At 38.2% G+C, this 22,231-nt stretch carries 17 protein-coding genes, 1 tRNA gene and 3 pseudogenes; 13 read left to right on the top strand and 8 right to left on the bottom strand.

The annotated features are described in order from the left end of the window. Nucleotides 1-476: 476 nt before the first annotated feature. Nucleotides 477-2,078 (top strand): isocitrate lyase, encoded by a 1,602-nt coding sequence (locus tag F948_RS02535; protein ID WP_026057438.1) that lies wholly within the window; start codon nt 477-479, stop codon nt 2,076-2,078. 86 nt (nt 2,079-2,164) lie between these two features. On the opposite strand, the pseudogene F948_RS02530 reads toward F948_RS02535, so the two are convergent. From F948_RS02530 to cysS, 3 genes and pseudogenes are all read right to left on the bottom strand, one after another. Continuing rightward, nucleotides 2,165-2,643: pseudogene (locus F948_RS02530) on the bottom strand (copper resistance protein NlpE). 262 nt (nt 2,644-2,905) lie between these two features. Continuing rightward, nucleotides 2,906-2,981 (bottom strand) — tRNA-Gly (locus F948_RS02525). A gap of 63 nt (nt 2,982-3,044) precedes the next feature. Then, nucleotides 3,045-4,466, bottom strand: a complete 1,422-nt coding sequence (cysS, locus tag F948_RS02520; protein ID WP_004959671.1) for a cysteine--tRNA ligase — start codon at nt 4,464-4,466, stop codon at nt 3,045-3,047. A gap of 259 nt (nt 4,467-4,725) precedes the next feature. On the opposite strand from cysS, the gene F948_RS02515 reads away from it, so the two are divergent. The 6 genes and pseudogenes from F948_RS02515 to F948_RS02490 all read left to right on the top strand — a co-directional run. After that, nucleotides 4,726-5,703: a KpsF/GutQ family sugar-phosphate isomerase gene (locus F948_RS02515; RefSeq protein ID WP_004959668.1), complete on the top strand. Its 978-nt coding sequence runs from the start codon at nt 4,726-4,728 to the stop codon at nt 5,701-5,703. Between the two features lie 3 nt (nt 5,704-5,706). Continuing rightward, a complete protein-coding gene (locus F948_RS02510) occupies nt 5,707-6,246 on the top strand; it encodes a KdsC family phosphatase (RefSeq protein WP_004913359.1) in 540 nt (179 codons plus the stop codon). Nucleotides 6,247-6,284: 38 nt separating this feature from the next. After that, on the top strand, nt 6,285-6,836 hold the full coding sequence (gene lptC / locus F948_RS02505; protein ID WP_004959665.1) for an LPS export ABC transporter periplasmic protein LptC: 552 nt from the start codon (nt 6,285-6,287) through the stop codon (nt 6,834-6,836). Beyond that, the gene (gene lptA, locus F948_RS02500) at nt 6,820-7,365 is read left to right on the top strand and encodes a lipopolysaccharide transport periplasmic protein LptA (protein WP_004959662.1); all 546 of its coding nucleotides are present in this window, start codon (nt 6,820-6,822) and stop codon (nt 7,363-7,365) included. Before lptC ends, lptA begins: the two co-directional genes overlap by 17 nt. Then, nucleotides 7,365-8,111 carry an LPS export ABC transporter ATP-binding protein gene (gene lptB / locus F948_RS02495; RefSeq protein ID WP_004913352.1) on the top strand — a complete coding sequence of 249 codons (747 nt, stop codon included), beginning with the start codon at nt 7,365-7,367 and terminating at the stop codon, nt 8,109-8,111. The genes lptA and lptB overlap by 1 nt, the downstream gene beginning before the upstream one ends. 366 nt (nt 8,112-8,477) lie before the next feature. Next, a pseudogene (locus tag F948_RS02490) lies at nt 8,478-9,740 on the top strand (TolC family protein); the annotation flags it as partial. A 34-nt stretch (nt 9,741-9,774) separates the two neighbouring features. On the opposite strand, the gene F948_RS02485 reads toward F948_RS02490, so the two are convergent. After that, a protein-coding gene (locus F948_RS02485; RefSeq protein ID WP_115636313.1) for an IS3 family transposase occupies nt 9,775-10,913 on the bottom strand; the annotation gives its coding sequence in 2 pieces (ribosomal slippage) (nt 9,775-10,655 and nt 10,655-10,913; 1,140 coding nt in all). 56 nt (nt 10,914-10,969) lie between these two features. Here F948_RS02485 and F948_RS02475 point away from each other — a divergent pair. The 6 genes and pseudogenes from F948_RS02475 to F948_RS02450 form a co-directional block, all read left to right on the top strand. Further along, a pseudogene (locus tag F948_RS02475) lies at nt 10,970-11,194 on the top strand (TolC family protein); the annotation flags it as partial. After that, the gene (locus F948_RS02470) at nt 11,191-13,332 is read left to right on the top strand and encodes a type I secretion system permease/ATPase (protein ID WP_004959647.1); all 2,142 of its coding nucleotides are present in this window, start codon (nt 11,191-11,193) and stop codon (nt 13,330-13,332) included. The pseudogene F948_RS02475 and the gene F948_RS02470, both read left to right, overlap by 4 nt. Continuing rightward, nucleotides 13,329-14,516, top strand: a complete 1,188-nt coding sequence (locus F948_RS02465) for an HlyD family type I secretion periplasmic adaptor subunit (protein ID WP_004959644.1) — start codon at nt 13,329-13,331, stop codon at nt 14,514-14,516. Before F948_RS02470 ends, F948_RS02465 begins: the two co-directional genes overlap by 4 nt. A gap of 93 nt (nt 14,517-14,609) precedes the next feature. Continuing rightward, entirely contained in the window at nt 14,610-15,212 is a 603-nt protein-coding gene (locus F948_RS02460; protein WP_004959641.1) for an IMPACT family protein, read from the top strand. Next, the gene (locus tag F948_RS02455) at nt 15,205-15,816 is read left to right on the top strand and encodes an acyltransferase (protein ID WP_080592503.1); all 612 of its coding nucleotides are present in this window, start codon (nt 15,205-15,207) and stop codon (nt 15,814-15,816) included. Before F948_RS02460 ends, F948_RS02455 begins: the two co-directional genes overlap by 8 nt. Before the next feature lie 119 nt (nt 15,817-15,935). Continuing rightward, a complete protein-coding gene (locus F948_RS02450) occupies nt 15,936-16,778 on the top strand; it encodes a universal stress protein (protein WP_004913328.1) in 843 nt (280 codons plus the stop codon). A gap of 119 nt (nt 16,779-16,897) precedes the next feature. Here F948_RS02450 and F948_RS02445 read toward each other — a convergent pair whose 3' ends face one another. The 4 genes from F948_RS02445 to mutS all read right to left on the bottom strand — a co-directional run bounded on the left by F948_RS02445 (nt 16,898) and on the right by mutS (nt 21,791). Next, on the bottom strand, nt 16,898-17,566 hold the full coding sequence (locus F948_RS02445) for an O-methyltransferase (RefSeq protein ID WP_004959635.1): 669 nt from the start codon (nt 17,564-17,566) through the stop codon (nt 16,898-16,900). A 136-nt stretch (nt 17,567-17,702) separates the two neighbouring features. Continuing rightward, nucleotides 17,703-18,410 carry a D-Ala-D-Ala carboxypeptidase family metallohydrolase gene (locus tag F948_RS02440; RefSeq protein WP_004959633.1) on the bottom strand — a complete coding sequence of 236 codons (708 nt, stop codon included), beginning with the start codon at nt 18,408-18,410 and terminating at the stop codon, nt 17,703-17,705. Nucleotides 18,411-18,538: 128 nt separating this feature from the next. Beyond that, nucleotides 18,539-18,868, bottom strand: coding sequence for a ferredoxin FdxA (gene fdxA, locus F948_RS02435; RefSeq protein WP_004639922.1), 330 nt, complete (start codon nt 18,866-18,868; stop codon nt 18,539-18,541). A 265-nt stretch (nt 18,869-19,133) separates the two neighbouring features. Then, nucleotides 19,134-21,791 carry a DNA mismatch repair protein MutS gene (mutS, locus tag F948_RS02430; protein WP_004959631.1) on the bottom strand — a complete coding sequence of 886 codons (2,658 nt, stop codon included), beginning with the start codon at nt 21,789-21,791 and terminating at the stop codon, nt 19,134-19,136. Nucleotides 21,792-22,231: the final 440 nt, after the last annotated feature.

Genomic DNA, 22,231 nt, shown 5'->3' with positions numbered 1-22,231 from the left:
TTGTGTAATTTAATCCGCCAAAAAGCATAGTTAAAAACGCAATTTGAGAAAAACTAAAGTACATCTAAATTTGGTTTAGAATTAACCAAAGATATCAAGCACAGTTGTTTAGTAAATAACAAAATAAATGACCTATTAAATGGCTAAAAATGTCAATTTGATAAAATTTTAGGGGTGGAACTCTGAAAGATGAGCGATTAAAAGATATTCATTTTTAATAAATTTGATTTTCTAATCTCATTGTTAAGCTTAATTAAATATTATTTAAAACAATGGTTTGTAATGACTTGGACTCGCTATAAGTTCATGTTCAAAGGCATATTTCAAAAAAAAATACCGAAAATTACCCAAGAATATTGGATTAATCTCTTGGCAAAGACTAAGCTGTGCAACATATTGATGAAGTGCTTGAAATCTAGCCTATAAAAAAGCATGGTTTTCAGCGTGCATTCGATGCCAATCCCTGAAAGGAAAATATCATGACATATCAATCAGCTTTAGAGCACGTTCGTGCCGTTAAAGAAAAATTAGGTGGTACTTGGGGTGCGATTCGCCCAGAAGATGCTGCTCGTATGATGGTTCAAAACCGTTTCCACACTGGTTTAGACATCGCTAAATATACAGCTGCTATCATGCGTAAAGATATGGCTGAATATGACGCTGATTCAAGCAAATACACTCAATCATTAGGTTGCTGGCACGGTTTCATCGCGCAACAAAAAATGATTGCGAACAAAAAATACTTCGGTACTACAAGCAAACGTTACATCTACCTTTCTGGTTGGATGGTTGCTGCTCTTCGTTCAGAATTTGGTCCACTTCCTGACCAATCTATGCACGAAAAAACTGCTGTGCCTAAACTAATCGCTGAAATCTATACATTCTTACGTCAAGCTGACGCTAAAGAATTAAATGATTTGTTCCGCGCTTTACAAAAAGCTGAACAAGCTGGTGATTCTGCTAAAGCTGCTGAAATCATTTCACAAATCGACAACTTTGAATCTCACGTTGTGCCAATTATTGCTGACATCGATGCTGGTTTCGGTAACGAAGAAGCAACTTATTTGTTAACTAAACAAATGATCGAAGCTGGTGCTTGTGCAATACAAATCGAAAACCAAGTTTCTGACGCTAAACAATGTGGTCATCAAGCTGGTAAAGTAACTGTTCCACACGAAGACTTCTTAGCTAAAATCAATGCTGTACGTTATGCATTCCTTGAGCTTGGTGTTGACGAAGGTGTTATCGTTGCACGTACTGACTCTGAAGGTGCTGACTTAACTCAAAAGATCCCTGTATCTAAAGAGAAAGGTGATTTAGCTTCTCAATACATCAGCTACTTAGACACTAAAGAAATCGATATTTCTGAAGCTTCTGATGACGAAATCCTTATCAAGCGTGATGGCAAATTACACCGCCCAACTCGTTTAGCTTCTGGTTTATACCAGTTCCGTGAAGGCACTCAACACGACCGCGTTGTGCTTGACTGTGTAACTAGCTTACAAAACGGCGCTGACATGATCTGGATCGAAACTCCAACTCCAGACGTTGCTGGTATTGCTGGTTTCGTAAACGACATCAAAAAACAAGTTCCAAACGCGAAACTTGTTTATAACAACTCTCCATCGTTCAACTGGACTTTAAACTTCCGTCAACAAGCGTATGACCGTTGGGTTGCTGAAGGTAAAGATGTATCTGGTTACGACCGTGCTAAATTAATGAGCGCTGAGTACGATAACTCTGAATTAGCTGCTGATGCTGATGAAAAGATCCGTACTTTCCAAGCTGATGCTGCACGTGAAGCAGGTGTTTTCCACCACTTGATCACTCTTCCTACTTACCACACAGCTGCTCTTTCTACTCATGAGCTTGCTAAAGGTTACTTCGGTGAAGAAGGTATGTTGGCTTATGTTGCTGGCGTACAACGTAAAGAAATCCGCGGTGGTATCGCATGTGTTAAACACCAAGCAATGGCTGGTTCTGACATCGGTGATGATCACAAAGAAATCTTTGCTGGTGAGAACGCACTTAAAGCTGGTGATGCTAGCAAAAACACAATGAACCAATTCGGTGGCTAATCGCTTCTGATTGATTCGAAAAAACCCTGCTTATGCAGGGTTTTTTTTATTATGTTTCTAGAAAAAATAATTAAGCAGAAAATCTATTATTCAGCTTCTTTCTTCAATTGATATTTATCAGCTAACTCGCCTGTAATTTCATTACCTTCTAAATCTAAAGCTTTAAGATAACCTTCAGCGACAAAATATTTACGTCCATCACCTGCTTGGTCTAGTTCAATCACTGAAGGGTTTTTGCTATCGAATTGGAAACTACCTTTACTTTCAAAAGGTTTACCATCCCCTTTACCGAGATATGTTTCTTTAATTTCATACGTTTTATCTGAATTTAACTCTAATTTAGTTTCAATACCTTCACAATCAGCACAGGGTAATACACCCTTATAAGTACCATTCCAATCTAAAGCATTTTCTGCAGTATGTGCGTTATCTGTAACTGTAGTTTCTGCTACTACTTCACTTGTGGCAGAAGTCGGTGCTTGTTCTTCAGTTTTTTATTCTCTGTTTTGCTACAAGCTACAAGAAAAATAGATGCAATCGATAGGGCAATAGTAGATTTTTTCATTTTTACTAAACCTAATTTAAAAAAACACAAAGGATTAAATTATGAGAGTTATGAAAAAAAGTGTAGGGGATGAGTGTAAGTGTTCTTGAACTTTTGGTAAATCTGATTAAACCATGGTTATGATTTTTATTTAATTTGTTTAGGAAGCTTAATGATGGATAGATAATAATCTGGATTCGCCAAACAGTTATTTGTAGATTTATGATCGAATGAGAAGAAATAAAAAAAACCCTAATCAAATGACTAGAGCTTTTTTAAATTTTGGAGCGGGAAACGAGACTCGAACTCGCGACCCCAACCTTGGCAAGGTTATGCTCTACCAACTGAGCTATTCCCGCAATATGGACGCATTATAGAGAATTTCATTAAACTGTCAACTCTCTATAATGCTAAGTGTTGAATTAATCAGCACGTCTCCAAATTGTACCTTGGCGAGTGTCTTCTAAAACCACGCCTTGATCGAGTAAAGACTGTCGAATACTATCCGCCTTGGCAAAGTCTTTAGCCTTTTTCGCATCTACACGTTGCTGAATAAAGTCTTCAATTTCAGCATCAGAAAGTGTTAGAGCTTCTTGTCCGATATCTGATTTAAGGAATTCGTCTACATCGTGTTGAACTAGACCAAGAATATTTGTGAGCTGACGTAAAGTTGAGTAGAGAACTGTTGCTTGTTCAGCTTGTTCTTCTTTAACTGCGCGATTTAACTCTTTATTAAGCTCGAATAGAACAGCCATCGCTTCAGCCGTGTTGAAATCATCACACATTGCGTTATTAAAGCGTTCAACAAAACTTTGATCTAATGCATCAACAGTTTTCTGACCATATGTTTGTTGATAGGCTTTAAATGAATGATAGAAACGACTCAACGCAGTTTTAGCTTCTTTTAAAGCAACATCAGAAAAATTGACTGGACTACGATAGTGTGAGGAGACGATAAAGTAACGAATCACTTCTGGATGGAATTTTTCCATCACATCTCTAATCGTAAAGAAATTGCCTAGTGATTTAGACATTTTCTCCCCATCGACATTGATGAATCCAACATGCATCCAATAATTTACATATTGTTCGCCTGTTGAAGCTTCACTTTGTGCAATTTCATTTTCATGATGAGGGAACATTAAGTCTGAACCACCACCGTGAATATCAAAATGATTGCCCAGGCAACAAGTCGACATTGCAGAACATTCAATATGCCAACCTGGGCGACCATTACCCCAAGGAGATGCCCAAGCAGGTTCATTTTCCTTTGCATGTTTCCAAAGTACAAAGTCAAAAGGATGTTTCTTTTCAACTTCAACATCTACGCGTTCTGAAGCACCTGCTTGCATATCATCGAGTTTACGGCCAGAAAGTCGACCGTACTTATCGAATTTTGTGACTTCAAAATAGACATCACCATTGCTTGCAGGATAGGCAGCACCTTTATCTACCAAATTGCTGATCATGTTTTGCATTTGATCAATGTATTCAGTCGCTTTCGGAGCTTCATCTGGCGCAGCACAACCTAAATTAGCAGCATCTTCATTCATCGCTTCGATAAATCGTGCAGTAAGTTGTTGGATGCTTTCTCTATTTTCATTAGCACGCGCAATAATTTTATCGTCAATATCAGTAATATTGCGGATATAGCGTACTTTCCAACCTTGACTACGTAAGAAACGGATGATGTAGTCAAATGCAACCATAACTCGAGCGTGTCCGATATGACAGTAATCGTAAACGGTCATACCACAGACATACATGTCGATTTGACCTTCTTTGCGTGGGACAAATTCAACTTTTTTACGTTGCTCAGAGTTATATAAAACAAAAGGTTGCATAAGGGCTTTTAACACTCAACAAAATTAGCGTTACATCATAACGTATGCATCATTTTTCATAAAGTTATCCGCATAAAAAAACATGTTCTAAAGGAATGAACTGATTAAATTATAGGGGTTCTATATTTGTTCATTTTCTAAGAAATCTTATACATTTAGAAACGTCTCTCACAAACAGTTATGCTAGAATCTCCGCAATTCTTTTGATTAAAATCATCTACGCTTATGTAGATTGAACATTATTTTGAGTCAAACTTGCATGTCACAAACGATAAATTTCCAAAAAAGCGCGCTAGAAACGCTGCGCATCGAACAGCAAGCGATTGAAGTTCTTGCAACACAATTAGATGAACGCTTTGATCGTGCATGTGAGATTTTATTGCAATGTTCAGGTCGTGTTGTTGTTACTGGAATGGGTAAATCTGGTCACATTGGACGGAAAATGGCGGCGACCTTTGCTTCAACAGGTACGCCTTCATTTTTTATGCATCCAGGTGAAGCAGGACATGGCGATCTAGGCATGCTGGTGCGTGGTGATGTGCTGATTGCAATCTCAAACTCTGGTAAAAGTGATGAGATTATGATGCTTATGCCTTTGATTAAGCATCTAGGCGTTCCACTGATTACGATTAGTCGTGATGATAAAGGGCCAATGCCACAAAATGCTGATGTACCTTTAACATTAGGTGCCGCTGATGAAGCTTGTCCATTAGGTTTAGCACCTACATCAAGTACGACAGCAACCTTAGTGCTTGGTGATGCATTGGCTGTGGCTTTGTTGGAGGCGCGTGGGTTTACGGCAGATGATTTTGCTCGTTCGCATCCTGCTGGAGCTTTAGGGAAACGTTTACTTTTACATGTAAAACATTTGATGCATACAGGTTCAGAATTACCCAAAGTTAAACCTGATACACCGATGAATAAGGTGTTATACGAAATTTCTGATAAACGTCTTGGTCTTACGACCATTGTTGATGAACAGGATAGATTGCTCGGTATTTTTACTGATGGTGATTTACGTCGTATGATCGATCATCAGCAAGGTTTTGATGTTAATTTACCTGTTGCAGAAGTCATGACTAAAAATCCACTTACGGTTTCTCAGGAAGCTCGCGCAGTAGAAGCATTAGAAAAAATGCATGAGCGTAAAATCAATCAATTTGTAGTTGTCGATGATGCCAATAAAGTTATTGGTGTTATTAGTATGCATGATCTAATTCAGGCAGGAGTAAATTAAGCCATGGCATCTTATGCTTTACAAGAACAAGCACGTCATTTACAAGCACTCGTGCTAGACGTCGATGGAATCTTAAGCGATGGCTTTGTAACATTAACGAATTCGGGTGATGAAATTAAATCATTTGATATTCGTGATGGTTTAGGAATGAAATTGGTTCAACAGGCTGGTATGAAAGTGATCATTATCACGGGACGAAAAAGCCATATAGTTGAAAAACGGATGTCAGATTTAGGCGTTGATTTAGTATTTCAGGGGCGTGAAGATAAAGGTGCAGCATTACGTGAAGCCTGTGCTCAGTTCAATATTCTCCCTGAAGATTGTCTATACATGGGTGATGATTGGCCTGACTTATCTGCATTTGCAATTGCGGGTATGAGTATTACTGTACCGAATGGGCATGAGGAAGTACGTCGTCGTGCTCATCTTGTCACCCAAGCAATGGGTGGGCGTGGTGCTGTACGAGAAGTTTGTGACATGTTGCTTACTTCAAAAGGTGTTTACCAAGAGCTACTTGCAAAATACTTAGCTGTACCACATTAATATAGAATGAACTACCCAAAGGTTAGGTAACCCTGTTTATGGATACCAGAGTTTTATATGTTGTTGCTGTAGTGGTTGCTTCCATTAGCGGTGGCTACTATTACTATAGCGGCAAAGCGAAAAAGCTTGATGTTGAATCGGCTAAAAATATGACGTATTCAGCTCAGGGTGTTCACCTAACCCAAACGGATGAACAAGGTAACTTGTACGTTCGTGCTGAAATCAAGCAATTAGAACAAAATATGCAGTCAAAAACTTCACAGTTGGGTCAACTCAATGCCGTGATGTTTAAACAAGGTAAGCCTGATGCGACTTTTTATGCAAAGCAAGCCAAAGGTTATGACGACAATACTAAAATTGTTTTAATGGGTGATGTTGTCGCAACAAAATTATCAGATCAAGGCAACAAAATGGAGTTTCGTACTGATGAGTTGACTGGGTATCCAAAAACGAGAGAGTTGGAAACACAACATCAAGTTACAGTGCAATCACCAAATTCAGCTTTCGTCAGCCAAGGTCTGAAAGCAAATTTAAACAATGGTCAATATGAGTTTTTCAAAGTTCGAGGAAAGTATGCGCCTAATTCCTAATTCTAAATATCGTTTAGCTTTCCTAAAACATGTTGCGTGTATAGCAGTTGCATTTAGCTCAGTTTCAGCATTTGCCGTACCCTCAGACCGTAATCAACAATTATCATTGGTTGCTGATCGCGCGACTTATAATGATAAAACAGGTATCACAACGTATACGGGTAATGTTGTCATTGAGCAAGGAACGATGAAGCTACAAGCAGATTCTATTGTTGCAACATTAAATAGTAAGAAAGAAATTCAAACCATTACTGCAAAGGGCCAACCAGCGAAGTTTCAGCAGCAAATGGATGTAAATAAGGGCTTAGCAAGAGGCGAAGCTCAAACTATTATTTATAATGCGAACACTGGGATTATTACTTTGTCAGGAAAAGCTTATCTATATCAAGATGGTTCTAGCATCCGTGGTAATACTTTGAAATATAGTATGAATAAAGGTGATGTTGAGGCTCAAGGTTCATCTACCAATCGAGTTCAAATCATTATTCCACCTTCTAGTTCTAAAAGCTTCCCAGGGGCGCGTGATTAATGGAACAATCAGCACAACAACCACAAACTTTGTGTATCAAACACTTAGCAAAGAATTATAGTAAGCGCTGGGTTGTAAAAGATGTTTCTTTTACAATGCAGAGCGGGCAGATTGTGGGTTTGCTGGGACCTAATGGTGCTGGAAAGACGACGAGCTTTTATATGGTTGTCGGTCTGGTACGTATGGATAAAGGAGAGATTCATTTAGATGATCTCGATTTATCTGATCTTGCGATGCATGAGCGTGCTCGAAAAGGGATTGGCTATCTTCCACAAGAAGCTTCTATTTTTAGAAAGCTCACGATCTCTGAAAACATTATGGCGATCTTGGAAACAAGAAAAGACTTAAACAAGCAACAGCGCCAGCAACGTCTCAATGAATTATTGAATGATTTTAAAATTAGCCATATCAAAGATTCATTAGGGATGAGCGTATCAGGTGGTGAGCGACGCCGTGCGGAAATCGCTCGCGCATTAGCAGCAGATCCTAAGTTTATGTTGCTAGATGAGCCATTTGCAGGTGTTGATCCAATCTCTGTGGGTGATATCAAAGATATTATTCAAACTTTGAAAGAGCGCGGTATTGGCGTATTGATTACTGATCATAATGTTCGAGAGACATTAGCGATATGTGAAAAAGCCTATATCGTGAGTGAGGGTGCAGTCATTGCAGAAGGTACCCCTCAGGAAATTCTAGATAATGAGCAAGTGCGTAAAGTGTATTTAGGTGATGATTTTGTGGTTTAAAAATAGCCATTTGAACAATATGAAAAAGAGCTAAATAGCTCTTTTTCTTTTTATACATAATAGAAATAATAAATAGATAAGTGACTTTTACTGGAATATTTTTCATTCTTCTTTTTTATGTATTTGATTTTAATTTAATAAATCTACGGTCAAAGCTAATAATAGCTAAGTTATAAGCAAAAAAATGTGATCTATATTACAAAAAACAAACATTTAAGCGATGTGTAAATTGTAGTTTTCGCATGGTGTTTTTATTTTAAAAATGAGTAGAATGAGTGAGCTTTTAAATGATAACAATTTGAAAAGAATATGAGCATTAACAACGATTTAAATGTAGATGATGGAGCACACAAAACATGTATAGATTTGAAATGGCTATTATGTGTATTTTCGTTTTCCGTACCTGTAGTACATGCAGAAACACCGAGTGAAAAATATCACAGTTTAAAAAATAATATTGCTCAGCTGCTTGCACCGAAAAGCAACCAAGATTTCAAAGTTGCTAACATGCAAAAGCTAAGTAATTTCACGGTGACACCATCGAATAATAATTTACCCGTAGTCGGTAGCGGGCGACCTATGCAGCCTGCGTCTGTACCGATTATACAAAGTCAGCCTCGCGTACTTAAAGATGCTGTACAGATCGCAGTTCAACGTAATCCTGAAATTTCTCAGACTTTAGCAACTCTTGCTGCACAAAATGCAAATATAGATGTTGCTAAAGCTGGTTACTATCCGCAGATTACGGGCGGTATGAATACAGGTGATTTGACACAAAAGAGTTCAAGAGGTCAGCAAGTTCTTGCCTTGAGTGCATCTCAAATGGTCTATGACTTCGGTAAAGTGAAGTCAGGTGTCAATACAGAACAAGCAAGACTTGCTGTGGAACAAGCCAATGTTTTGGTGAAAATTGATGATATCTCACTCGATGTTGCACAAACGATTATTAATATCCAACGTTATAAAAAACTTATTCAAATCGCGAATCAGCAAATAGCAGGTATTAAACGCATACAAGAGATGGCAAATCTAAGGGCAAATGCTGGTATCAGTAGCCAAGCAGACCCGATACAAGCACAGTCTTATTTGCAGTCTGCTCAATCCGCGTTAATCGGTCAACAATCTTTATTGAGCCAAAATCAACAACACTTATACACTTTGCTTGGTTTTGACGTCAGTAAGATTCAGTGGACTATTCCTGAGGATTTAGTGAAACAATCTGATTTATATGCAGAACCTCAATTCAATACAATTCCACAAATGATTGCAGCTCAAGCAGGTATTGCTGTAGCACGTTCACAAAAACAACAAACACAGTTAAGCAGATTTCCTACTTTGTCCGTAAAAGGAGAGTTGACCCAAGCGATCAATGGAAGAAATCCAAATAATGATAAAGAGGGTGGATTTGATAGTGCGATAATGTTGGAGGCAACGAGCCAATTTTATCAAGGTGGAGCAACTTCTTCACAGATTCGAGCAGCAAGTTTTGCAGAGGAAGCTGCTAAAGCTCAAGTAAATGCAGTCTATCTACAAGTTTTGGATCAAATTCGTAATAGTCGAGAACAGATTGAAAACAAACAAAGACAGATGCAAGTCTTAATGAGTCGACAAGCGACTACGGTGAGAACTGGACTGCTCCCAGTATCCTAGACATGAGACCGCCTCATTTTGAAGCTGTCTCAAATGCTTCTGGGCTCATCCCATCGAGATGCGAATGACGCCTGATTCGATTGTAAAACATCTCGATATAATCAAACACATCCGCACGGGCCATTTCTCGTGTTTTATAGATCCTCTTTTTAATTCTTTCCTTCTTTAAACTACTAAAAAAGGATTCAGCAACAGCATTGTCCCAACAGTTTCCACGACGACTCATACTCGGAACTAAATTATGCTTTTGACAGAATTTCTGCCAGTCTCCGCTACTGTATTGTGAGCCTTGGTCTGAGTGTATGATCACAGGTTCATTGGGTCTGCGTCGCCATACCGCCATTAAAAGTGCATCCAAAACGATATCCTTGGCAAGCGTAGGTTTCATTGACCAACCGATGACTTTCCTTGAATATAAATCGAGAACCACAGCCAGATATAACCAGCCTTGCCAAGTACGGATGTAGGTAATATCAGTCACCCAGGAAGTATCAGGGGTGTTCACAGCGAACTCTCGATTTAAGTGATTTGGTGGCACAATCGGAGGACGGCCACAACCATAACTTTTATGCTTTTTATATCCTCGAACAGCGGCAATGCCATTGTTCTTCATGATCTTCAGCACACGATTGGGGCCACAGCTTTCACCTAGCTCTTTAAGATCCAGCGTGATGCGACGATAACCATAGATGCCATAACTGGCATCATAAGAAGAGCGGATCAGTTGTAATAACCGTTTGTCTTCAATTGTTCTGCCTGATTCGGGTTCATGTAGCCAGGCGTAATAGCCAGCACGAGCAATCTTAAGAACCCGACACATCGTTTTAATCTTAAATTGATGGCTGTACTCAAGGATAAACTGATACTTTACTCGGGCAGGCTTGCAAAGTACCTTGCGGCCTTTTTTAAGATATCTCGCTCTTCTTCAGTTTGCTTAAGCTGACTTTTAAGACGAAGGATCTCTTTCTTTGCTTCGAGTAGTTCATGTTCATCAGGGTTGTTGCGTAAAGGCTGTACGGCCTTTAGCCATTTATAAATGCTGTGCTGTGATACACCTAAACGTTCAGCCACATCAGTGACAGAATATCCACGTTCGGTAATCAATTTAACAGCTTCATCTTTAAATTCTGGGGTGTATCGTTGTCCACTCATAATGTTCTCTCCTATGCAAAAAGAATAGACGAAATTTGTCTAGGAGAGTGGTGGCAGTCCAAACCAAGGAATTGTATCAAGAACAATATAAGTTAGGGACACGTTCACTTGTGGATTTATTGAATGCTGAGCAGGCAATTCATGGTGCAAATTCAGAATTAGAAACAGCACGTTATGATATTTACAGTAACATTGCTCAGTACATCGCAACGACAGGACGTTCACGTCAAGCCTATGGCTTAAATAATATTTCCATTCAGGGGTTTGAAGTTCAGCCATGATGACAAAAATAAACTATCAGCCGTGGTTACAAGCGGTCTTAACAATTGCTAAGCATTATCGAATAGAGCCATCAGAAGAGCGTGTTCGTTTACAATTAGATTGGAATCAAAATCAAAATTTAGATGAAATTTTATTGTTAATGAGCCGACAGGTTGGTTTGAACCTTTGTAAAGTGTCATTTACAGAGGAAATGATCAACCCTTGGCGTTTGCCGATTTTAGTTGAATTTAAAGATGGGCAAGTTGGTGTTGTCGATAAAGCTGACTCAGAAGGAAATGTCAGTGTTCAACTCAGTGGTGATCAAGGCTTATCACAAAAGTTTTCAATAAGTTCACTTAAGCAAGATATAAAAACAGTCTATATCTTACGCCCTGAAAAATCTGTCCCAGACGCTCGTATTGATGAATACATCAAGCCGTATGAAACGAGCTGGTTTTGGTCAATCGTTCTTCAAGATTGGAAGCGATATATAGATATTATGTTTGCCTCGTTAATGGCAAACATTTTGGCATTAGCTACGATTATTTTCTCTATGCAGGTTTATGACCGCGTTGTGCCATCACAATCGATCCCGACGCTTTGGGTGCTTGCGGGTGGGGTGCTAATCGCAGCCATTTTTGAGTTTGTACTTCGTGTTGCTCGTGTTTACCTATCCGATATTATTGGAAAGCGTGCAGATTTAAGAATATCAGACCGTGTTTTTGGTCATGCACTACGAATTAAAAATAGTGAACGTTCTAAATCGACTGGTACTTTTATTTCACAAATTCGTGAGTTAGAAGGTGTTCGTGATTTAGTTACATCGACAACAATGGGTGCGATAGCTGATTTACCATTTTTCTTCCTGTTTCTGATTATCTTTGCGATTATCGGTGGGAATCTCTTTTGGGTAATGTTGCTTGTTGTTCCTTTAATGATTTTGCCTGGTATTTTGGTACAAAAGAAATTAGCTGAGTTAGCTCAAGAAGGCATGCGAGAGTCATCTATTCGAAATGCGATCCTTGTCGAAGCGGTACAAGGTATTGAAGATATTAAGTTATTACGAGCAGAATCTAGATTCCAAAACCAATGGAATCATATGAATGAGGTGTCTGCGGATATTAGTATGCAACAACGTAAGATCGTTGGTGTATTAACTGCTTGGACACAAAAAATTCAAGGTTTAACCTATGCCGCTGTTGTATTAGTTGGATGTTTTGCCGTGATGGAAGGCGAGATGACAACGGGTGCTTTGGTTGCGTGTTCGATCCTTTCCTCACGAATGCTTGCCCCTATTTCACAAATCACAGGGATTTTAGGACGTTTACAGCAAGCTAAGGTTGCGAAGAAAAGTCTTGATGAATTAATGCAGAAACCTGTTGATCAACCTGATCAAGCGCATCTGGTTCATAAAGAAGTGTTAAATGGGGACTATGAACTTAAAAATGTTATGTTCCAATACACAGAAGAAGATTCTCGTCCAATTCTTGCACTTCGTCATTTGAAAATTAAAGCTGGTGAAAAGATTGCGATTTTAGGTCGTAACGGTGCAGGTAAATCAACATTATTACAATTATTGGCTGGTATGCAATCACCATCAAATGGTTCTGTGCATTTGGATGGTCTCGATATTAGCTTAATCGATCCTGCTGATGTGCGCCGTGATATGGCATTGTTGAATCAGAATGCACATTTATTCTACGGAACAATTCGTGAGAATTTGACCTTAGGTGCGCCTTTAGCAAAAGATAATGACATTTTAAAAGCTTTAAAAGTGACAGGTGCTTTAGGCTTTGTGCAAGAGAAAAAAGAGGGCTTAGATCATTTAGTTTTAGAAGGTGGTGTAGGCTTCTCAGGCGGGCAAAAGCAAGCATTGCTGTTAGCACGATTACTGATTCGCCAACCTAACATTTTATTACTCGATGAACCGACTGCTGCGATTGATGATATTGCCGAAAAACAACTAATTGATCACTTAAAAGGCTGGTTAGGACACAGAACATTAGTCGTCGCAACACATAGACGAGCTGTGCTTGAGTTGGTTGATCGTATCATCGTGATGAACGAAGGTAAGGTTGTAATGGATGGACCAAGAGATCAAGTTCTAAATCAATCAGCAGGTCAACAAAAACAAATTAAACAAGGGGAAGATTCATGAGCGAACAACAAGCTAACAACCGTTCCATGAATGTATCCTACAAAGAGCCAGCTTTACCACGTTCAAGTCTTGTGATTTGGATTGTATGTATTGGTTTAGCGATTTTTTTGACTTGGGCTTGGTTATTTAATCTAGAAGAAGTTTCTACAGGAACGGGTAAGGTTATCCCTTCATCTAAAGAGCAAACTATTCAATCTTTAGAAGGTGGTATTCTTACGAAGTTAAATGTGCAAGAGGGTGATATTGTTCAAAAAGGTGAAATCCTTGCGCAACTTGATCAAACACGCTTCGCATCTAATGTCGGTGAATCAAAATCACTTTTAACTTCTGCTCAAGCGACTGCTGCGCGATTACGTGCTGAAGTGAATGGAACTCCTTTAGCATTTCCTGCAGAAGTGCTCAAAGAACCTAAATTAGTCAAAGAAGAGACCGCTCTTTATTATTCTAGACGTGAAAATTTAGAACAATCATTAGCTGGTTACCAACAAGCTTTACAATTAGTTCAACAAGAATTGATGATGACTGAACCACTTGTTGCGAAAGGTGCTGCAAGTGAAGTAGAAGTACTTAGACTCAAGCGTGAAGCCAATGATCTTAGAAATAAGATGAATGACACACGTAATCAATACTATGTAAAAGCCCGAGAAGAGCTATCGAAGGCAAATACTGATATTGAAACGCAACAACAAGTTGTGATGGGACGCAGTGATAGTTTACAACGTGCAATCTTTAAAGCACCTGTGCGTGGTGTGATTAAAGAAATTGATGTAACAACTCTTGGTGGTGTTATTCCGCAAAACGGTAAATTGATGACGATTGTTCCTTTAGAAGACAAACTGTTAATTGAAGCACGTATTTCTCCAAGAGATATTGCTTTCATTCGACCTGGTCAAGAAGCCTTAGTGAAAATCACTGCATATGACTATTCGATCTACGGTGGTTTGACTGGAAAAGTAACAGTAATTTCTCCTGATACGATTCGAGATGAAGTTAAACAAGACCAATTTTACTATCGTGTTTATATCCGCACTGACTCTGACAAGTTATTCAATAAAGCAGGTCATGCGTTTGGTATCACACCAGGTATGGTAGCGACAGTTGATATCCGCACTGGTGAAAAAACAGTTATGGATTATCTACTTAAACCATTTAATAAGGCCAAAGAAGCTTTGCGTGAAAGATAAGCAAGCTAAACTCAAAAAACCTCGCAATTGCGAGGTTTTTTATTTGAACCTTAAGACGTTATACTTTGTTTTTAAATTTGCATTGATGTTTTTATGCCTTTTACCATTGCTCAAACCGTTACCTTTGAAGAAGAAATTAAAAAAAGTCGCTTTCAGGCGATTGCGAGTGTTGTAGAAAATGAGCAACAAGTAAAAAAGTTTTTAGAAGAGACAAAGGACATCTCGACGACACACCAATGCTGGGCATGGAAAATAGGTCATCATGTACGGTTCAATGATGATGGCGAACCTTCAGGTACAGCAGGTCGCCCGATATTAGCAACGATAGAGGGGAATGACTTAACCAATGTTATTGTATTGGTGAATCGTTGGTATGGCGGAGTAAAACTAGGCACTGGTGGTTTAGTCAGGGCGTATGGTGGGTGTGCAGGACAGTGTCTGCTACTCGCTGAAAAAATAGAATTAATTGAGAAAAAGAAGATTACTTTTCGTTGTGCATTTAACGAATGGGCTATTATTCAATATGAATTACTACAACAGCAAATTGAGTTTCTAGAAAACTATACTGAAACGGGTGTTAGTATTCAGGCACAAGTGCAAATACACCAGATTGAACCATTAAAGCTCAAGCTTCAAGATATAACGCGTGGTCGCGAGCAGCTTAAACTTATTGAGGATCAAACAGATGATGCATGATCCACTATTGAAATATCGTGAACAGCATAAACATCGATTGAACTATATGCCATGGTTATATTGGTCTTTAAAACCCAAACATAGAGAATGGGCGGAAGCATGGCAAAAAGAATATCAGAACTATTTAATGGAAATGGAAACAGTTGAAATTGGCAACAATTGTTTTATTTCACCTTTAGCACATATCTTTGCTGAGCGAGGACGTAAAATTACTATCGGCGATAATACTTTTATTGCTGCCGATTGTACTTTACATGGACCGTTAGAAATCGGTTCTGAAGTCGCGATCAACCACCATTGTATTCTTGATGGAGGTCGCGCAGGTATTAAGTTGCATGATCAAGTTAGAATTGCAGCATATAGTCATCTGTATGCTTTTGACCATGGTATGGATTTAGATCGACCGATCTATCAGCAAGCAGTTCGTTCACAAGGCATAGAAATTGGACGTGATGTTTGGTTAGGAGCTCATGTTGGAATTAAGGATGGGATTAAAGTTGGTGATCATGCGGTTATTGGTATGAATAGTATGATTACTAAAGATGTTGAGCCACATGCAATTATGGCTGGAAACCCTGCAAAATTGATTCGTTATCGGAAATAAGAATTAACTAGAAAACTCTCAAGAGATTCTATACATAAATTTAACCAACCTGCTATCTATCTGTGTTAAGTTAAAAATAAGTAGAAGACCTAAGGTATTGAACCTAAAGAGAGGCGATTATGAACCGCGTTATTGCATGTATCGATTCCTCACCCTGTATCGATGCGGTGGCGGAGGCTGCAGTTTGGGTTGCCAAGCAAACTCAAAGAGAATTAGTCCTTTTACAAATCCTAGATTACTATCCCGCCAGTTACCATTTAGGTGAAATTAGTGGTGTAATCGGTTTTGAAAGTAATGCCATGTTACTTAAAGAATTGGCTGAGTTAGAACAAAAGCAAAGCGAATTGGCTTTGGATTATAGTAATAATTTACTGAAACATATCTCTGAATTAATTGAAAAAAATTACGGTTTGACTAGCACCAAAATTCAAGAAAAAGGTGATTTTCTTGAACAGAGTTTTAATATTCTTAAAGAAAATGATGTGGTAATCATCGGGCGAGTCGGGGAACGCGCTGCTGAAAAAAATAAACCAATTGGAAGTAATGTTGAAAACTTTATTCGTGGGGCGAATTGCACGGTAATTACCGTAGGGGAGCATTTTTCACCACCAAAACGTTTTATTTTTGCTTATGAATACTCTCCGACTTGTCAAAAGATGATGGAGAGAATTGCTCAAAGTGATTTATTGAAAAAACTGCAATGCCATTTACTGTATGTTGGTGATCATCCAGAGATGCTGACTGAACCTGAGAAATATCTTAAAAGTGCTGGTTTAGATGTAATACCAATATATCGTTATGGCGATGTAGCACAAAATATTTTGGAATATCAACGCGAACATGACATTCAGCTGATTGTATTAGGTGCATTTAGTCACAGTAAGATTCATCAGTTTTTCTTGGGTAGTATCACAACCACGATATTTAGAAATGCAAATGTACCGCTGCTTGTTGCTAAGTAGTTCATTTTATTCCATATAGTTATCCGCAATTCCTGTGGATAACTATATGGAAAAGCAATCTTAATACACTTAATCTATTGATATTTATAGTTAAAAAATAAAAGTTTATTTTTTAACCTCTATTTGACGATTGCAATTGCAAAGCCATCGTGCCCTTTCGATCCAACAGTTTGTAGAGCAGTACACGATAAAAGTTGAGGATGATTCTGGAGCGCAGTAAAAGCTTGGCGGATACCTTCAATACTTGGTTTTTTATTATTTGAATCTAAGATATCACCTGAACGAATGACATTATCTAGCACAATGATAGTGCCTGAGCGTGCCAATTTTAAACTGAGTTCAAAATATTCTGGATAACTTTGTTTGTCTGCATCAATAAAAATGAAATCAAATGGTTCACTATTTTCATTAATTAATTGATTCATGATATCAACGCCACGACCTTTTTTAAGCTCAATTTGGGTTGGCATATTGGCATAATCAATATTTTCTTGGGCAAGGATCACGTGTGTATCCCGTCCTTCCACAGTAAGCAAATATCCATCAGCAGGCAGTGCTTTCGCCAACCAGATTGTACTATAAGCAGCAAATGTACCGAGTTCGAGCACACGCTTGCATTGATTCATTTGAATCAACATTTGTAGAAACATGCCTTGGTTAGGTGCAACAGCTAGATGATTAGAAAAACCCTGCTGGTCAGTGTTATCTAATGCATGTTGAAGTCTCTCGTCTGTGGGAATGAGATGTGAATTAATATATTCATCAATGTCTGTCCACAACTGTTGCATGGTTGTATTTACCTATAAATTTGATAGCTGCATTTTAAACATTTATCTTGGAAGTGCAATTTCAATGCTGAAGGAATCATGAGCGCTGAAAGTAAAAAGAGATCAAAAGACCTCATTTTTACTCGAGTTTTGCAATTTAGAAGTTACAAAGAGATGTTTTACGAGTCAAATCAGGACCCCAAGTGCGATAACCTTGAGTATCCAAATGAATTTGACCTGAACTATATAATCCAATACCGAGATCTAGGCTTTGACCATGCTGAATCCAAAATTGGCATAACTTGAATTTTGTTTGTTCTATATATGCATAATCTTGGGGTTGAGGGTATTCAGGTCCAATACGAAAATCAATTGCGGAATTAAATAAGTGCTTTGATGAGCTTGCACCACCTGCACACTGATTCAGTGGTAGATCACGATAAACTGAGGTAACTTCGAAATCAGTAAGAATTTTTGCAGCGATTAAATATTTGAATACTCGTAATGTTGAAAGTGAGTTATTCCATAATTCACGATTTGGAACCATGTATTCTGAACGTCCGCACTTTTGCCAGTCTCTTGCTGTTTTCAGCAATTCAAAACTAGGAATAATATGTGCGACATTATTGCGCATTAAGAAATGTTCATATTCGCGTACACGTGCGTAGTTTTCGTCCTGACCTAACCACTGACGATAAGATGCAGGTTCTGTTTTTGTTGGGATTGGACGATTAAAAGTTACTTGTTCTTCAGGAATATATATTCTTTTGCTTGGACTAACTTTCTTTGGAGACGTGGCACAACCAACCATCATCACAGGGATGACAAATAATGAAAACAGACCCTGTAATTTATTTCGCATCATAAAAAAGCAATTCACATTTAGTATAGTGCCTATTTTAATGCAAAATAGGGGGCTAAAAATGGCACAATTGCAAAGAAATGTGTGATTCAGGTATAAAAAAAGACCAGTAAAACTGGCCTTTTTGAAAATTACTTTTCTAAATACTGAAGCTTGTTTGGTTTGCCGTTCCATTCCTCACGATCAGCAGGTTGTTCACCGATTTGAGTAATGTTATTGCCAGCCCATTTTTCAGATAATTCAGCATTTAATTCAATAAAGACTTCTTGACCTTCAGGTAACTCATCTTCAGAGAAAATTGCATTTGCAGGGCATTCTGGTTCACAAAGTGCACAGTCGATACATTCGTCAGGATTGATGACTAAGAAGTTAGGACCTTCATAGAAACAATCTACAGGACAAACTTCAACACAATCTTGATATTTACATTTAATACAATTTTCTGTGACAACAAAGGTCATGGCGGCAGCTACCTAAAAAATATGGTTTTCATTTTCAATAGCGTATTTTAGGCAAAAAATGCAGATAGAAACAATTCCTTTTATTGATATTTATTATTCGTATCAATGAAAAGGGCTGATTTATATGAGTTTTGTTGATAATAACTCTCAATAACCTGAATCTATTTGCACTTCATCCTACGATAAAAGACGCATTTTCAAACTTAATTAGAAATTAAAATTTGCTAGGTGCTAACTTTAATATAGTAGAGAACCTAGCATGGGGTTAATTTTCAATAGTATCTGAGCTTTTAGATAAAGCTTTGAGTTGATAAAGGTGTTCCAAAGCTTGGCGTGGGGTAAGGTCATCTAAGTCCAGTTGCTTTAACAGATCTAAAGCAGGTGATTGAATTTTTACTTCAATTACTTTTTCAACAACTTTAGTTCCTATTTCATGTTCAACTGTACTAAACAGATCATTTTGCACAGAGTTTTGTAAATGCTGATGTTGCTGTTTTTCCAGTATTTTCAAACGTTTTTGTGCATCTTTGATCACATTAGCAGGGATACCAGCCAATTTTGCGACTTGTAAACCATGACTTTGACTTGCAGGTCCATGCTGTACTTTATGTAATAGGATTAAATTACCATTTAACTCTTGTGCGGTGACGTGATAGTTGTCAATTCCAGCCTCGCTACCCAATTCTGTTAATTCAAAATAATGTGTTGCAAAAAGACATAAACACTTAATACGTTTGGTTAAATCGAGTACACATGCCCATGCTAGAGATAAGCCATCATATGTACTGGTTCCACGTCCGACTTCATCCATCAATACTAAAGATTGACTTGTTGCATGATGTAGAATTTGAGAAGTTTCAGTCATCTCAACCATGAATGTTGATTTGCCTGTAGAGAGGTCATCAGCTGAGCCGATACGAGTGAATATGCGATCGATAGAACCGAGCTTTGCTGATTTCGCTGGGACAAAACAACCACAATAAGCGAGCAAGCTAATTAAAGCTGTTTGTCTCATAAACGTGGATTTACCACCCATATTGGGACCAGTGATGATCGCCATACGATGTTGATGATCAAGGAATGTATCATTCGGAGTGAATGGAGCTTTGTTTAAAGACTCAACCACTGGATGTCGACCCGCCTGAATCTTGATACAAGTTTCTGGTGTATATTCAGGTCTTGCCCAATTATTTAATCTTGCCTGATGTGCAAAATTCGCTAAAACATCGATATGAGCAATTGCAGCACTCATCATCTGTAATTGAGCAATATTTTGGCGTAATTCATCCAATAAAGATTCAAACAGTAGTTTTTCACGAGCGAGCGCACGAGATTCGCTCGAAAGCACTTTATCTTCAAAGCTTTTAAGTTCAGGTGTGATATATCTTTCAGCATTTTTAAGTGTCTGACGACGAATATAATCGGCAGGGGCTTGCTCAGCTTGAGCTCGTGTTAATTCGATATAGTATCCGCTTACACGATTGTAGCCAATTTTCAGCGTATTGATGCCTGTTCGCTGACGCTCTTTGATTTCTAAATCTATTAAAAATTGACCCGCATGATCACGTATTTTGCGTAATTCATCCAATTCATCATCATATCCCTCTGCAATTACATTTCCATCGCGTAAAAGTACAGGAGGGTTTTCAACAATTGCTGCAATAAGATGTTGGTGTAGACTTTTGAAATCACCAAGTTGCTGATCAAGCTCAATTAATAGTTTGGATTTTTCAGTGTTGAGGACAGGCGCTAAAGCATGTCGTAAAAAAGGAATTTGAGCACAGGCTTGGCGAAGTTGAACTAAATCACGTGGTCGAGCACTACCCAAAGCTACTCGACTGAGTACACGCTCAATATCGCCGATTTCTTTCAAAACTAAGCGAACAGGTGATTCGTGATAACCTTTCAATAATTGCTCGATTGCATCCAAACGAGCATCGAGTATTGCTGTATCTCGAATGGGCTGCATGAGTGTGCGACTCAGTAAGCGACCACCCATCGCAGTTTGACAATCATTGATTAATTGAAATAAAGATGTTCCATGCTCAAATAACGGTTCGATGATTTCAAGGTTACGACGTGTAATTGGGTCTAAAGCAATAAAATCTGTACTCTGTTCGATCTGTATAGAACGGATGTGAGGTAGAGCCGTTTTTTGTGTTTCTTTAGCATAATGAATAAGCGCAGCCGCAGCCGCCTTTGCCAGAGGAATTGGATCTAACCCAAAGCCTGATAAGGTGGAAACAGCAAACTGGTCACACAACGTCTTTTGAGCATTATTTTGATTAAAATCTACATTCGGTCTTTTGGTAATTGGACAATCTAGATTTTTCTTAATATGTTCGATGATGTTTTGATCGACTAAATCCTCATCAATCAAAATTTCACTTGGCATCAAGCGAGCAAGTTCTATTGGCAATTGCTCTTGTTTATATGTCTGTTGTTGAACTTTAAAAATACCTGCACTCAAGTCAAGTAATGCAAAACCAATTTGATTTTGTTGTATACACAGAGCAACTAAATTTGAGGATTGATAACTTGATAAAAGCGCATCGTCAGTTAAGGTACCAGGTGTCAAAACTCGGACTACTTTACGTTCTACAGGTCCCTTCCCCGTAACTTCACCAACTTGCTCACAAATTGCAACGGTACGACCTGACTTTACTAAACGTGCTAAATATCCTTCAGCGGAATGGTAGGGAACACCTGCCATTGGAATTGGTTCACCATTTGTTTTGCCACGATGGGTTAGCGTGATACCAAGTAATTTTGCAGCTAAATGGGCATCCTCAAAAAAGAGTTCGTAAAAGTCACCCATACGATAGAACAAAAGCGCATGTGGATACTCCATCTTGACTTTGAGGTATTGCTGCATCATCGGCGTGTGAGATGAGAGATCAGCCATAACTGAGTCACTGTTCATGCGTTATAAGTCCTTAAATTGAAAATATATTACTAAATGAAGTTTTACCATTACTGCCTAAAATTGATCGAAATTCAGAAATCTTAACTTTCGATATCAAAATCACTAAATTATAAAATACAGTTTTGGTGTAAACCCTTTTTCGACAGCCATCTTAACAAATTGAGCTTGATTGACAAAAAGGATTCCTAAAATGAATGAGGAAATTAGCAACAAAAGAGTAAGTTAGTTTTTTTATTTTATTTGTTACTCCTAAGCCTTCATTGAGGAAGGTAGGGTTTTATTTAATGATTTAAGTGCTAAGTCTCATGTTTGCACGCAGAATTTACAGAAGAACTAAAAAGGTATCTTAACCCAGTATTAGTCATGTTTGTCGAGTAGATCAGTGTCTTAAATCCTTAATTATTATATATTCGAAAATTATCAGTATTTTTTAATAG

Source organism: Acinetobacter junii CIP 64.5 (genome assembly GCF_000368765.1).
Lineage (GTDB): Bacteria > Pseudomonadota > Gammaproteobacteria > Pseudomonadales > Moraxellaceae > Acinetobacter > Acinetobacter junii.
This window is presented reverse-complemented; position numbering and strand designations above follow the sequence as displayed.